Annotated in this window: 9 protein-coding genes; 6 read left to right on the top strand and 3 right to left on the bottom strand. The window is 61.4% G+C overall.

What is annotated here, in order from left to right; translation table 11 throughout:
* The first annotated feature begins 27 nt into the window (after positions 1–27).
* The 6 genes from murJ to ABIB35_RS18760 all read left to right on the top strand — a co-directional run bounded on the left by murJ (position 28) and on the right by ABIB35_RS18760 (position 7,469).
* On the top strand, positions 28–1,689 hold the full coding sequence (gene murJ, locus ABIB35_RS10130; protein WP_354181080.1) for a murein biosynthesis integral membrane protein MurJ: 1,662 nt from the start codon (positions 28–30) through the stop codon (positions 1,687–1,689).
* A gap of 166 nt (positions 1,690–1,855) precedes the next feature.
* Positions 1,856–3,442, top strand: a complete 1,587-nt coding sequence (locus ABIB35_RS10135) for an ABC transporter substrate-binding protein (protein ID WP_354181082.1) — start codon at positions 1,856–1,858, stop codon at positions 3,440–3,442.
* 211 nt (positions 3,443–3,653) lie between these two features.
* Positions 3,654–4,673 carry a thioredoxin-disulfide reductase gene (gene trxB, locus ABIB35_RS10140; RefSeq protein WP_502915771.1) on the top strand — a complete coding sequence of 340 codons (1,020 nt, stop codon included), beginning with the start codon at positions 3,654–3,656 and terminating at the stop codon, positions 4,671–4,673.
* Positions 4,674–4,702: 29 nt separating this feature from the next.
* Positions 4,703–5,029, top strand: coding sequence for a thioredoxin (gene trxA, locus ABIB35_RS10145; RefSeq protein WP_104053463.1), 327 nt, complete (start codon positions 4,703–4,705; stop codon positions 5,027–5,029).
* A 40-nt stretch (positions 5,030–5,069) separates the two neighbouring features.
* Positions 5,070–6,236: a peptidoglycan-binding protein gene (locus ABIB35_RS10150; protein ID WP_354181084.1), complete on the top strand. Its 1,167-nt coding sequence runs from the start codon at positions 5,070–5,072 to the stop codon at positions 6,234–6,236.
* A 933-nt stretch (positions 6,237–7,169) separates the two neighbouring features.
* Entirely contained in the window at positions 7,170–7,469 is a 300-nt protein-coding gene (locus tag ABIB35_RS18760; protein ID WP_502915766.1) for a transposase, read from the top strand.
* Positions 7,470–11,621: 4,152 nt separating this feature from the next.
* On the opposite strand, the gene ABIB35_RS10160 is transcribed toward ABIB35_RS18760, so the two are convergent.
* From ABIB35_RS10160 to rsmG, 3 genes are all read right to left on the bottom strand, one after another.
* Positions 11,622–12,950 carry a ParB/RepB/Spo0J family partition protein gene (locus tag ABIB35_RS10160; RefSeq protein ID WP_354181085.1) on the bottom strand — a complete coding sequence of 443 codons (1,329 nt, stop codon included), beginning with the start codon at positions 12,948–12,950 and terminating at the stop codon, positions 11,622–11,624.
* A 102-nt stretch (positions 12,951–13,052) separates the two neighbouring features.
* Positions 13,053–13,940 carry a ParA family protein gene (locus ABIB35_RS10165; RefSeq protein ID WP_502915767.1) on the bottom strand — a complete coding sequence of 296 codons (888 nt, stop codon included), beginning with the start codon at positions 13,938–13,940 and terminating at the stop codon, positions 13,053–13,055.
* A gap of 497 nt (positions 13,941–14,437) precedes the next feature.
* On the bottom strand, positions 14,438–15,070 hold the full coding sequence (gene rsmG / locus ABIB35_RS10170) for a 16S rRNA (guanine(527)-N(7))-methyltransferase RsmG (protein ID WP_354181087.1): 633 nt from the start codon (positions 15,068–15,070) through the stop codon (positions 14,438–14,440).
* Positions 15,071–15,075 lie beyond the last annotated feature (5 nt).

A 15,075-nucleotide genomic window follows, 5' to 3' on the forward strand; every position in this document is an offset into this window, starting at 1 on the left:
CGTGTGGAGTGAGAACATAGGGAAACCATGGCCGAAAAGATAATCGCTCCCAGCACCGCGCGTTCCAGCGCGGTCATGGCAGCCGGAACCCTGATGTCCCGCGTCCTAGGCCTTGTCCGGACAGCACTGCTGGCCGTGGCGATTGGCAATGCCGGCTTGGTGTCGGACATTTTCAGCAACGCCAATGTGCTGCCCAACTTCATCTACCTGCTGCTGGCCGGCGGCGTGTTCAATGCCGTCCTGGTCCCGCAGATCATCAAGGCCAGCAAACGGCCGGACCGCGGCCGGGAGTATGTTTCCTCCATCATGACCCTGGGTCTGGTCGGGCTGGGCATCCTGACTGTGGCCGCTACCTTCGCGGCGCCGTGGATCCTGCCCCTGGTCACCCGGCTGGATGAGTCCCAGCTTCCCCTGGCCACTACGTTTGCCTACTGGTTGTTTCCGCAGATCTTCTTCTACGGCGCCTACGCCATCATTGGCCAGACGCTGAATGCCAACGGGCGGTTCGGTGCCTATATGTGGGCTCCGGTGGTCAACAATCTGGTGGCTATTGCCGGCGTGATCCTGTTCATCTTGCTGATGGGGACCGAGGCAGAGAACAAGTTCTCGCCTGAGAGCTGGACGTCGTCCGCCACTCTGATTCTGGCCGGGAGCACAACGCTGGGCATTGTCGCGCAGGCAGCCGTGCTGCTTATACCGCTGAAGAAGCTGGGGCTGGGCCTGCGTCCCACTTTCCGGCTGCGCGGCATCGGTCTGCGGCAGACCGGCAAGGTCGCCAAGTGGACCATCATCACCATGCTGGTGGGCAACGGCGCCTACCTGATCTACAACAACGTTGCCACGATCGCCACGGCCGCCCGTCCTGCCTATGCAGCCATGAATCCGCCGCAGGTTATTGCCGGCCAGGTGAACCTGGAAACTGCTTCCATGTTCTACATGATTCCGCACTCGGTGATCACGCTTTCCCTGGCCACAGTGCTGTTCAACCAGATGTCCCATGCCTTCACCGAAGGCAACCTGGCCCAGGTCCGCGACACCATCGCCACGGGGCTGCGGACCATTGGAGTGGCCACCGTCTTCTGCTCTGCCGTACTGGTGGTGCTCGCGGGCCCCATCAGCATGTGGCTCAGCGGCGGGTCCACTGCTTCGGCTGCGGTCCAAGGACAGGTGCTGGTGATGCTCGCCGTCAGCGCCCCGTTCCTCAGCGCCACCTTCCTCATGAACCGCGCTTTCTACGCCGATGAGGACAGCAAAACGCCCATGGTCATGCAGATCATGCTCTCCGTCTTCGGTATCCTGCTTGCCTTCGGCGCCTCTGCCCTGCCTGCCAACCGGGTCATCTTCGGTCTGGCCCTTGCCTATTCCCTGGGCAACGTTGCCGGCGTCATCGTCAGCCACATCTTCCTCACCAGGAAGCTGGGCCACTACGGCGCCGCGGACATCTTCGACGCCCATGTCCGGATGACTGTTGCGGCCCTGGGCTGCGGCGCCGTGGGGTCCGCTGCTCTGGGAATGCTCGGGGGTTACTCGGTGGACGGTTTTGCCTGGTCCTCTCTGACCGGCTCGCTGGTGTCCCTGCTGGTCTGCGGATCACTCATGGCAGTGTCCTACTACTTCATGCTGCGTGCCCTTAAGGTGAAGGAGCTCGACGCCTTCCTCAAGCCGATCCTGGCAAAGATCGGACGCTAGGCGCACCATCCACATACCGGAACGGCCCGTGCCTGCTGAAGGAATTGCCAATCCGCGCGGGTAGCATGGGTACAAAGCATGCGATGCAGTCTCATCAACAAACAAGCAGCAGGTCAGTCCGCAGCAAACAGAACGCAGTAATTTGCCGTTTCCATGGGAGGAACACGTGCCACAGCCGGTAGACGTAGGCTCAACACTGGGCGGGCGCTATAAAGTGACCGCCCAGGTGCTCGCCTCAGCGGAGAATGACCTGGTCCTCGACGGCGTGGACCAGGTGCTCAACCGCGCCGTCAGCATTCTTCTTGCCGCGCCGGAGAACACCTCGCAGGTCAGCTCCAGCGCCCGCGAGATTGCCACCGGGGAACGGGCCAGCAACGTCCAGATCCTGGACCTTGGCGTGAGTGACGGCCGCACCTATCTGGTCACCAATACTGCCAACGCCGTGGACCTGCTGGACCTGGTCATTGAGCGCGATGCCCCGTTTGTTGAACCTTTTTTCACCGATACCCTCGGTTCCGAGATCTTTGGAATGCCCCGCTCCCGGGAACCGGAATCGGAAGACGGTGACAGGTATGTAGAGGAGACTCAGGAGCGTGCACCCCGCAAGCCCCTGATGTCCGGCCGTCCGCTGCCGAAGCTTCCCAAGTTTGGCCGGGCCGGTGCCGCAGCCGGCACGGGTACAGCAATCTCACGCGCCGAGGAAGCCGCTGCCGCCCGCGATTTGGAGTTTGGCGACGCTGCCGATGCCCCTGCTGAAGCTGCCACCGGAGCGGCCACCATGCCGCCCCCGCCGGGTATCCGGCCAAAATCCGGGCTTCCTGTCCGTGACAGTGCTCCGGCTACCGGCCAGAACCCCAAAGTTTCACGCTGGACCGAAACCGACTACTCCGAGGATGCACCGGCCAACGAGGACACGGACGTTCAGCATGCTTCGGCATCCACTACTTCGGCAGGCAATACCCCCGAGCGAGAGCCCGCACGCCGGCCCTCCAGCTTTCCAAAGTCCCTTGTCGCCGCCAGCGCAGGCTCCGGCGGCGGCTATCAGGACGACGACGATGCGGAGTACGACGAGGACGAGGAGGAAACTTCCGGGCGCGGCAACCGCACCTGGGGCCGGGTCCTGGTAGGTGCCGTCCTGACGCTGGTCCTGGTGGCCGCCGTCGCCCTTTCCGTGAGCACGTTGGGCAAGTTCAGCAACAATCCCCAGGCAGGCACCGAAACGACACCCACGGCCACGGCACCGGCGGAAGCCCCCACCGAAGCCCCGGCGCAGGAAGCGCCGGCCGCCGTGGCACCTGTGCCCGCCGGGATCAGCCGTCTGGTACCTGCCAATCCCGAACTCGATGCCGAAAATGACGGCGCGCTTCCCGAAATCCTTGACGGCAATCCGGCCACCTACTGGTCAAGTTACGTCTACGCCAACGACACCTTCGGCGGGTTTGCTCCCAACCTTGCGCTCGTCGTCGAGCTCGAAGAGGCATCCGCGATCAACAAGATCGACATCACCCAGCTGAACGGCACCGGCGGCAGCTTCTCCGTGCTGCTCAATGACACTCCCACCTTGGAAGGCGCCGTCACCGTTGCTGAGACCGGATTCACCGGCCCGACCACCAGCATCCCGGTACCCAAGACAAACGGGGAAACGGCCACAGCCCAGTACGTGATCGTCAACTTCACTCAGTTGCCGCGCCTGAGCGGACTGCAGGCTGCCTACCCCTGGGGCCTGCGGATCGCAGAAATCGGCGTCTCCTAACCCCTCAACGTCAGGGGATCAGGCCGGGATGCCCCCGGCCCGATCCCCTGACGTGTGCCGGACGGGCTGCCCGGAATAAGCTGGAGCGTGCAACGGTTGTGCCAACTAATCCCGAAGTAAGAAAACGGCACCCTGGGTTCACCGGGATCCGCAAGGATTGTTGCCGGATCACTTGAGTTTTCAACAGGAAGAGGAACACCTAACCGTGAGCATCGAAACCCCCGCTGCCGCCGACGGCGTACGCGACGTCATCATTGTTGGTTCCGGTCCGTCCGGTTACACCGCAGCCGTTTACACGGCCCGCGCGAACCTCAAGCCGCTGCTGATCGCCAGCTCCGTTACCGCCGGAGGTGAGCTGATGAACACCACCGACGTGGAAAACTACCCCGGCTTCCCCGAAGGCGTTATGGGACCGGATCTGATGGCCCAGTTCGAGAAACAGGCTGCCCGCTTCGGCACTGAAATCCTCTTCGAGGATGTCACCAGCCTGGACCTCGACGGCGACGTCAAGAAGGTGACCATCGGAACCGGTGAAACCTTCCTGGCCCGCTCCGTCATCATCTCCACCGGTTCGGCCTACCGGGAGCTGGGACTCGAGGACGAAAAGCGGCTCTCCGGCCGCGGCGTCAGCTGGTGTGCCACATGCGATGGCTTCTTCTTCAAGGGACAGGACATCGCGGTCATCGGCGGCGGAGACTCTGCCCTCGAAGAGGCACTGTTCCTCACGAAGTTTGCCTCCACCGTGACCGTGGTCCACCGCCGCTCCACCCTGCGTGCTTCCAAGATCATGCAGGACCGCGCCCTTAGCCACGAGAAGATCCGCTTTGTCTGGGATTCCGAAGTTGTAGGCATCGATGGCCAGGACAAGGTCACCGGGCTGCGGTTGCGGAACACCGTGGACGGCACGGAGTCCAACCTCCCCGTCACCGGTGTCTTCGTGGCGATCGGCAACGATCCCCGGACTGACCTGGTCAAGGGCCAGCTTGAACTGACCAGCGAAGGCACCATCGCCGTCGCAGGCCGAACCTCCAAGACTTCACTTCCCGGCGTCTTCGCTGCCGGCGACGTCATTGACCCCACCTACCGGCAGGCGATCACCGCCTCGGGTTCCGGCTGCGTGGCGGCCATCGACGTCGAGCACTATCTGGCCGACCTTGGCGACTCGGTCAAGACAGCGGCAGAGGTACCCACCCCGCCGGCAGAAGCCGTGTCCGAGAACGCTGCACTCTAAATGTTCGTAAAACCTGTTAGGAGCAACACATGAGCAACGCAAAAGATGTAACCGACGCCTCATTCGGCGCCGACGTCCTCACCGCAGACAAGCCGGTCATTGTGGACTTTTGGGCGGAATGGTGCGGCCCGTGCCGCATGCTCTCCCCCATCCTCGACGACATCGCTGCGCAGTACGCGGACAAGGTGGATGTGGTGAAGGTGAACGTGGATGACAACCCGGCCATCGCCGCGAAGTACGGCATCACCTCCATTCCCGCCGTCTACGTCTTCCAGGGCGGTGAGGTTGCCGCCACATCGATCGGCGCCAAGCCCAAGCAGGTCCTGGAACAGGAATTCGCGGCTTTCCTGAAGTAGGTCACTGACCATGCACTCGGCAGGAGAAGCCCTGCGGAGAATGGACGCCAGCCGGCGTGTTGTAGCGCTTCGTGAAGCGCTGCTCCACGCCGGCATCTCCATGTCCTATCTGGCTCCGGACTCCGTTAATAACCCCACCCTTTTTGACGACCATGTGGACGCCGCCGTCCGGTCCTTCCAGCAGAGCCGCGGCCTCATCGTCGACGGCGTGGCAGGGCCCGACACCCTGCGCGCGCTGGCCGAAGCACAGTTCCGTTTCGGGGACCGCACCCTTGCCCTGGTGGATGGTGTTGCTCCACCGCGGGGAGACGACGTGGCCGAGCTCCAGCGGCACCTCTCACACCTGGGCTTTTACTACGGCCATATCGACGGCGAATTCAACGTACGCACCCGCTACGCCGTTGCCGAGCTGCAGCACAATCTTGGTATTCCCGGCAGCGGCGTGTGCGACGCGGACACCATGTCCGCCATGGCACGGGTCAACCGCGCCATCACACCCAGCCAGGCCTTTGCGCTGCGGGACTATGAGCGGCTGGACCGTTCCACCGCGGCACTGCGCGGGCGCCTGATTGCCCTGAGCACTGGAAACTCGGAGCTGGCCTCTCCCCACGCCGTCGAGCGTTTAACCTCCCGGCCCCTGACCGAGGCACTGGTTGCCACGGACATCGGCCAGCGGGTGGAGCGGATCCTGCGTGAATTCGGTGCCGGGGTTGTCTCTCGTTCCTCGGCCTCCACAGGTGGCAACGGCGACGGCGAGAGTGTCCCCAGCCTCAGCCTGGACCTCCACTGTGACTGGCTGGACCAGCAGGCAGCGTCCGGCATTGCAGCCTTTTACTGGGGCCTGCCGGGCACCGGCGAGGCGCGGTCCCCCATCGGCCACCGGGCCGCCATCCTGCTCCTGAAGGAACTGGCTGCCCGCACCGGCATGGATAGTCTGGGCGTGCACGGACGAACCTGGGACACCCTGAAGCTCTCCGGGATTCCATCGGTGGGCCTGGATCTGGGTTATTTGAGTAACCGCGAAGACGCCGAACGTCTTGCCGATCCGGTGTTCCGGCAGACGGTGGCTGATGCCATCGTGATCGGAATCCAGCGCCTCTATCTGCTGGAGGAGGAGGATCAGCCCACGGGCACCCTCGCCCTCGACGACGTGCTGAAGTTCAACCCCATGGAAGAGCCGGCGGCAGGACGGGTTTCCGGCCTCTAAGCCGCAGTCCTGGCCCGGCCGGTCCGCTTGGCCTGGTCTCACACACGCGTTGCGCTGGCTCCTCTAGGGCCGGTGCAGCGCGTGTTGTGGTTCACCGTTCCCTCCCCCCGACGGTCGGTATAGCCGCTGCCTTGTTCCACACCGACCTGCTGGCCCCTCGCACAACAGGGACCGGTCGAGCTGGAATCCCGGGTGGACACCCCTTGGCGGGCCCCCTGCTTTAGGGCCGACAATCCTGACCTCATGTTGTTTCCACTTCCGAGAACGATGAGAGGCCCAGCATTCACAGGATGAACGGAGCCACTGAGATGAGGGCCAGCAACCCGGCAATAATCCGCAGCGTCAGTTTCCGCTTCCTGGATTCTCGAAGCCGGGTAGCCATCGCCATCGCCATCATTCCATTCGAGGGCGTATCACGACCGCAAGCATGCCGAGGGGAAATGCCAGGGCCAACCATCCATGCCCCTGGTGGAACCTCCACTCTTCAAAGCAAGGACGTGGGTTACCTGCCAGACCTGGCCGATCTGCAGAGCCACATTTGAAGTCTGGGAGGTTCCAGCTATGTTCGAGCGTATAAGTGTCGGTTTGGATGTCCATGCCCGCTCCGTTGCCGGCTGCGCATGGGACACCGAAACGGGAGAAATCCTACACCGGACCCGTCAATGTTGTTTAAGAGGCAGGACCCACCGGTTTCGGGTTGGCCCGGGGCCTGAAAGAAGCCGGGTTCCCCACGGTAGTTGCGGCGCCGCCCAAGCGCCAGCGCCCGTCCGGGGACCGGGTGAAGACAGACGCCTATGACGCCCTGCACCTGGCCCGGCTGTTGAAACTGGGAGAGATCACAGGGGTCAGGACTCCGTCGACCGATCAGGAAGCAGCCCTATCGTTCCTGCCTGGACTGGATGCAGGCCATCGATGAACGTCGCCACGATCTGGATGCCGCCATCACAAGCATGGCTTTGGACAGCGAATTCACCGCTGTGGTGCAGATGCCTGGGCCGCCTGCGGGGCGTTTCCACTCTGACCGCCTTCGGGTTGGCCGTGGAAATCGGTGACTGGGACCGGTTCACCGGCCCCAGCATCGGCGCCTATCTTGGTCTGGCCCCCTCCGGGCATTCCTCCGGGGCCTCCCGGTCCCGCGGCTCGATCACCAAAACCGGAAATGGCCACGCCCGACATTGCTGGTCGAAGCTGCGTGGCACCACCGCCGGCCCTATCCGAATCCCTCCCGCCTGATGAGGGCCCGGTGGTAGCTGGCACCCGAAGCCGCACAGGCCCGCGGACACCCTGGAAACCGGCGCCTGCATCAAGGCTGGCTCACCAACCTTGAACACCACAAACGCCCCGTGATCGCCACGGTTGCCGTGGCCCGGAAATTAGCCGGCTGGTGATGGTCCCTGGCCAGGATCGCGGAAGGAGAAAAGGCTCTCTTGTCCTGATCCTGGTTCCCAAGCCACCCGGAAGGATTCCTGAAGCGTTGTCCTTGCAGCGCGTAGGGAAAACTCGCGATACACCTATGGGCAGCCGGAAATGGGCACGCCCGAGATTGCTAGACCAGTGATACGCTCCAGCCGAACACCTCGTCCCGCGGTAGCCAACACACGAATATCAGTCTGACCGCGCCGTCGCCCATGACACGCTGACCACGCAGCCAGATCTCTCCGGCACCCAAAGGAAATGCTCCCGGACAGCCAGTTCGGGAGCGTTTTCCCCTGTCTCTTGACAGGGCTGTCCTACAGATCAGGTGTAACTCTCACGGACGATATGAACAGCGTGGAAAAGGAAAATAGGCGAGGACGAGGACGAGGACGACCCGGGCTAACGCATCTCCGCCCGAAGGTGGACGACTGCGCCTGGCAACACTACATGAATCCGGATGGCCGATGCTGCGCCGGGCCGCGGAACGCTTCAGCTGCTCACCGGCACCAGCAGACCGCACAGCGCCCACGATCTGACAGGCAGGAAGGACCTCTCATTCCGGGCATTTTCCTACCGGGAAACACCCGTGCGGACCGAACGCAGACACCGCGGGACGTAGTGCAGACATCCGGAGACTTAGCGCACGCGGACATCAAGAAACTCGTCCGCATCCCGGAAGGCAGCGGGCACAGGGCGCTGGGCCACCACGAAAGTGGATGACCTTTCAAGGCTGCCCTACTCCGCCCCCAACGACCAGGAAGGAGAGACCGCCGCCGCGCCGCTGGCTGCCCTGCCTTCGCGCAGGCGCTCGGTCCTCATCGGCCCCATAACGGGTTCGAACGCCGCGCACCTACCGAACGTGTTTCATGGCCTCTGGGAGAGTTGCATTAGGCCGTCCGGACGAGCTGCTCCAGGCGGTACTAAACTGGCAAGTCTGACTCAGTACTCCCGGCTCGTAGCCGCGTCCGTCTCCCCTTCGCTTGATGAGGATCAGCTGGAGTTTCCCGGTCCTGCAAGCCAGAAGAAGACCTCGAAATCAGACGATCGAGAAATCGCGGCCGCGCGCATCGTGGCTGGCCACTGAGGCAGGAGAGTATTTCCCCCGTAGTCCCATGGTCGCATCCCGACCAGACAACGCCACCAGGAACCGGCTTAGCCGCGGATCCAACAGCAGCCTCAACCGCTCCCCGAGGGTTAGTGACTTGGTCCGCATGCTTCACCATCCCCCAGCCGTTGCCTGCAGAGAACGACTCAGTGCTAAGGCTAAGATCCTCTGTGAGATCTGCTTTGGGGTTTTACAGGATGATAGAAGGTCCTGCGAGCCGGCCACCATCCCGCCGGTCCCAAGCTGCACGCACCTGCCTTCCCCAGCTGGGAGCGGGTCTCTGCGTAATGGGCCAAATTGTTTTCCCTCCATGGTGGCGGGTGGGGCCGTTTTGAGTTGGCATTGACAGGCACGTCCATGGGAGCCGGAGCGCTATGAGCAGGTGCTGGCCAACTGGCTCGCTGAGTCTCGGTGTGCAGAACTTAGCCCGGATGATGTCGTTGCGGGCTCAGGTGCGGAAACCCCAGCCGTGCTTTGGTATGCCGGCAGGCGAAGGGATCTTTAGTATCCGGCAATGGTGGCTCCGGAGTTAGCCACCTATGCACCGCCTGACCGCAGAAATTGTTCCGGGTACGTCTCCTACCTGTTCCGATATGTCGGCACGGGGATGGTGGCGCGGAAGGGCACACACCGCAAGAACCTATATAAACCGTCGGTTCTTTACGGAGGTTCCAGTTTGTTGTTTGGCCATGAGGCGGAACGCTCTTGGAGGTCTTCGTCCATGATGGTCCTGGCTTAGGGGTTTCCGCGTCGAGAGGCCCTAAGAACCGCCCAAACCTTAAGTGGTCCAGATGCTCGCCTTTTGGTCCAAGTCTGGAGGGAGTAGACCTGCATGGCTGGAGGCGGGAGGGTGAGGGAGGGGATCAGCCGAACATTCCATCCTCTAATTACCGACCACCTATTCCGACCTGATGGTGTCAGGAGGTTCGTCTCTCCTCCACATGCAACGCACGGTGTTTCACGTGAAACGGGTTTCTGATCGTTAATCGGCCCGACATAGCTGCGACTGTACACATAGCCCTCCGGGCGTAGCCCGGCAGTAATTGGTAGCTTCCACCGTTCACTTACGCACAGTAGGTGCTCGGTGTTCCACGTGAAACATTGCAGGGTCTTCCCTGAAACAACACATCAGCAGCACCGCCTTGAATGCACTGGGTAGCCCATCGCTAGGTCCTCATCGCCGTCTGCAAGCCTCCTATAAGCCTCGAGGCATACCAATGTGTTGTGGGGGCGGTTCGTATAGGAGCCTGTGAGTCGTATGCAGACAGCTTCAGCCCAGGGTGAGAGCAGCACATGGTGCTCTCACCCGTCATCCATAAATACCCGCAGTGAACAGCGTTTAGTGTTCGGTTAAGTGACTCGTGGGCCAACGGCCCAAGGAAGCCTCTAACAGGGCGGTAACAGCGCCACGCGCTCAACTGTTTACCCAGCTGCAACTTCGCCGGCTGGCCGCCGCCCAGTCGAGTCTTCCTGATGAACCTTGGGCAAGGAGGCCGCGTGCCCGCCCGCCTTGCTGAATGGGGGAACATGGTATTTGTTCGTCCGCGACCCGGTGGCTACCGACACTTCCTCTCACAATTTTTTCCGGACCAAAGTTTTAGTCTGATGAATGCTTCTCGAAGTAATCGCTGAGGTCCAAAGACGAGTCGTAACTACCGGAAGTCCATTCCATTCGGAGAGCGACAAGGCTGGCCGGCGGTTTCAAGCAGAGCACCGCACTACGGGTTAACTTGCGACCCCCTACCTCTTGGGTGCCGACTTGCAGGGCTCCGAGATGCAATTTCGTTTCACGTGAAACAAGCATCCTCACGTAGTCCTCTGAGTCGATGGCACTTATCGCCTGCATTAGGTCTCCACTATTACGGTGGGTCGATCTACGGCAGTCTTTGGGCCGCATTGGCACTACCAAAGCTCCCGCACTATCGTTGATGAGCTCGCGACGTTCTACTTGAATCGGACGCTACTATGCGGTTGATGAAGTATGGTCGCTGCAATTCTGGGACCGATGGCAGGCTTCCCTGTCTCGCTCATTAATGCCAATTGATGCTGACACTTGTATTGACCAGGCTTTGGCTGCAGAAAGCGCAACGCCGCCCCAAGTCGGATACGTGTGACCGCCGTCATTGTTTAAAACCAAATAACGGAGCACGGACGCCGATCGACGGCCCGATACGTGTGCTGGGAATCTCCCTCCCGCCAGTGCGACTGCCGAAAGTGCGCCTTTTGAACGCTATCCAAAAAACAGCTCGGAGGGGACGGGGCCTACACAGTGCTTTTCCGCCTTCATTGGCGTCGATCGACGTTTCACGTGAAACGCCCTGCGCGCGAAAGGAAGGGAAGGAAGGGAAGGAAGGGCTTACGAGAGGAAGACCGGGCTACCGCAGTCTAGTGGCTCAACATGTAACCCAGGCTTATGTCCATTCTTGCCATGGCAGCTAGAGAAAAGAGCCTGACGATTTCAGTTGTACTGAGCTTACCTGCACAGAGCGTGCCAAGGAATGCGGATGAACCGGTTGGGGTGGACCATTCCATGGAAGAACGGCACTAAGGACATGAAGAACACGCACGTGGAGACCAGATCTGCAGCTGCACCAGCAAGGGGCCAACGCCCTCAGGGGAACGATCTCCACGCCTATCAAGGGGGAACTGTTCCGTGTTTCACGTGAAACGTAGACGGTTCTCACCCGGGTCACAAGCATCGGAGCTTACGGTCAAACTTTTGTATAACCGCCCAGTGTCCGCCGCAAACCTGATGCCTGGTCCCCGATGCGCCTAAACAGCAGTACCGGCCAGACGCGAGAAGGGCGGGTGTTCCACGTGGAACACCCGCCCTTCTCGGCGGCCAGCTTTAGGAGACATGAGGCCTACGTCGTGGGAGGAGCTAGCACTCCCATGATCCGATTCAGGTCGTCCACGCTCGCAAACTCAATGCTGACTTTGCCTTTGCGGGCACCCAGGGTGATTTTTACATTCGTATCCAACCGGTCGGAAAGCGAAGTAGCAAGGTAGTCGAGCCGCTCATGCCGCGCACCCACCTTTGGTTTTGCTTCCTTGGTCGGACGCCTCAGGCCGTCACTGAGTGAGACGATTTCCTCCGTTGCCCGCACGGAAAGCCCCTCTGCGACGATGCGTTGGGCCAGCTTTTCCATCTCGGCCGCATCCCCAAGCCCCAGCAGTGCGCGAGAGTGGCCGGCGGAGAGGATCCCCGCAGCAAGCCGTCGCTGTACAAGCGGGGGCAACTTCATCAACCTAAGAGTGTTGGTTATTTGAGGCCTGGATCGTCCAATCCGACCTGCCAGCTCTTCATGGGAGCATTCGAAATCATCGAGGAGCTGCTGGTAGGCGGCTGCCTCTTCCAGCGGATTCAGCTGGCTTCGGTGGAGGTTCTCCAAGAGCGCGTCCCGCAGAAGGTCTACATCCTGAGTAGACCGAATAATAGCGGGAACAGCCTCAAGGCCTGCTTCACGGCTGGCACGCCAGCGCCGCTCACCCATGACCAATTCATAGGGGTGCTCTGGATCGTCCTCCAGGGAAGGCCGGACAACGATCGGCTGAAGCACCCCTATCTCCCGAATCGAGTGCACGAGTTCCGCCATGTCTTCTTCGTTGAAGACGGAACGCGGCTGCTTGCGGTTCGGGTGAATCGAGTCCACTGGAATCTCAGCGAACGTGGCACCCGGTACTTCCACCAGTGTTTCACGTGAAACAGCGCCGATTGATTCAGGCACTGAGAGTGTTCCATCTGGGCCGACTGCTGAGGTTGTCCCTTCCACCCTGGATGCGACCTGAGCGGCCTCTGCTGACTCGCTGTTGCCACCCACATTGCGGGCACGAGCGGGTGCGGCATCCGAGTCTCTGGGCTCCCTGGCGGAAGACTCAGTGTCTATGACACCGTCGAGGTTCTTTTCATTGCCGGACGCAGTGCGCTTTTTCTCTGCGGGCCGAGGGGAAGAAACTGCCGGGGATTTCTGTGAAGGACCGCGCAGGGCCTCCTTGTTAATTCCGCTGCCACGCCGCGGACCGGAGGCAGGCCGCGTGGCAGTGACGCTGTCACTGGCTGACGGGAAGAACAGGTCAACCGGACGTCCAACACGACCGGACGGCGAGGAAGTCGGAGCAGCTTGCTCGCTCTCTGCGCTGCTGGGGATTAGTGCTCCCAAGCCCCTCCCCAAACCACGACGCTTTTCGGTCATGGGTATGTCCTTCCCTTATGCACACAGCAAGCGGCATGGATTGTTTGTGACTGTATTCTACGATTCAATGCTTCAAAACCGACGCAGGCTGACGCAGGGTGTCTAACCGCGCTGAGCAATCTCCGCCGCTGCCTCGAGGTAGGACAAAGCACCGCTGGAGGATGGGTCGTACGTCATGACCGTCTGTTGGTAGCTGGGTGCTTCCGAGATCCGCACCGAGCGGGGAACAACGGCACCCAATACCTGTTCGGGAAAGTGTTCCCGCACTTCCGCGGCAACCTGGGCTGCGAGGTTCGTCCGACCGTCGTACATGGTCAAAAGAATGGTTGAGACAACCAAATCAGCGTTCAGATGCTTCTGAATCATCTCAATGTTCTTCAGCAACTGGCTGAGGCCCTCCAGTGCGTAGTACTCGCACTGAATCGGAATCAGCACTTCCCGGGCCGCCACAAACGCATTGACCGTAAGAAGTCCCAGGCTTGGCGGACAGTCGATGAAAATGTAGTCCAGACGTTCCTGGCCGGTGCGTTCGCGCTCCGCGGCGTAGGCCTCGATAGCCCTGCGCAGGCGCTGTTCGCGCGCCACGAGAGAAACTAGCTCAATCTCCGCGCCGGCCAGGTGGATGGTCGCTGGCGCGCAAATCAGGTTGGCAATGTCGGGACACTGCGCAACAACGTTGGCCAGCGGAAGGTCATCGATGAGAACGTCGTAGATGCTCTCCACTTCGGCTCGGTGGTCAATTCCCAGAGCAGTCGAAGCATTTCCCTGCGGGTCAATATCGATCACCAGGACATTGAGCCCGGCGCTGCCCAGGGCAGCAGCCAGGTTCACCGTTGTGGTGGTCTTGCCGACCCCGCCCTTTTGGTTGCTCACCGTCATAATCCGCGTTTCGGCGGGCCGGGGCAATACGCGTCCGCGCAGCTTCTCCCGGCGCCGGTTTTCGTGTGCCAGTTCCCGGGCAAGCGGGGTGCTTTCGTCCATCAAGTCCATAACGTCCACCGACGTCGACGGCACAACCGCCGCGTCAGATACACCACCTTCGATAGCCTCGGGGCCCGGAGCCGATTCGGCCGCGGTTTGCAGGGTAACAACGCTGTGCGCCGTTTCACGAGAAACAATCTCTGCCGAAACCTCCGGCTCGGAAACGGATGATGCGGGGGGAACTGGCTCTTGTGCAACAGGGGCCACAACAGCTGCCGTCACGGGATCGGGGATTTCCTCCTCAAGCAGCGGAGGGTCTATCTTCGGAGCCGGAGCTGGTTCTTGATTGCTGGCAAACATTTGGGGTTGAATCCGAGAGAACTGTGCGGAGAGGGCAGAACCCAATGCTGCAAAGGGTGGAATCCGTTTTGCGGCGGAATCGCGGCGCGCACTCACCTGGACATGCTCACTTTCCAAACATAGGCATTAGTGCATCCAGCCTATCCGGTGCCCGGCCAATATCCCGGATCGAAGCCGGTGTGTGCACAAGATAGTGCTGCGTCCCACTACCCCACAAGAATGCGGACCACGGTGGTGTGGTCCTCGAGAAGGTCTTCTCCGGCTGTAAGAATGGTTGTTTCCCGGCCGCCGAGCTTGCGGATTGCCTTGGTTGCCTTGGCGATTTCTTCCTCAGCGCTGCGTCCTTTGATCGCCAGTACCTCCCCCTTGCCTTTGAGGAGGGGGATCGTCAGGCCTGCCAGCGTTGCCAGAGCAGAGACAGCTCGGGCGGTAACGACGTCGGCCTCGACCTCCTTGACCACCTGTTCGGCCCGGCCGCGAAGGACGGTCACGTTGTTGAGGCCAAGGTCCTCCACAACCTCATTGAGCCAGATAACCCGGCGCTCAAGCGGTTCAATCAGAGTCAGCTGCAGATCAGGGCGTGCAATCGCCAGGCAGAGGCCGGGCAGGCCGGCACCGCTGCCAACATCTGCGACCCGGGCGTTCTCCCCAATCAAATCTGCGACAACAGCACAGTTCAGCACATGCCTGCTCCATAGCCGGGGCACTTCCCGCGGCCCCAGCAGTCCCCGTTCCATGCCTGAGGTGGCGAGGTGCTCTACATACCGCTCGGCCAGGTCGAGCCTGGAACCGAAAATTTTTTCCGCCGCCGTGCGTTCAGCGGGCGTTGTTTCAACCACGTGGT

It is taken from the genome of Arthrobacter sp. UYP6 (assembly GCF_040547315.1).
Taxonomy (GTDB): Bacteria; Actinomycetota; Actinomycetes; order Actinomycetales; family Micrococcaceae; genus Arthrobacter_B.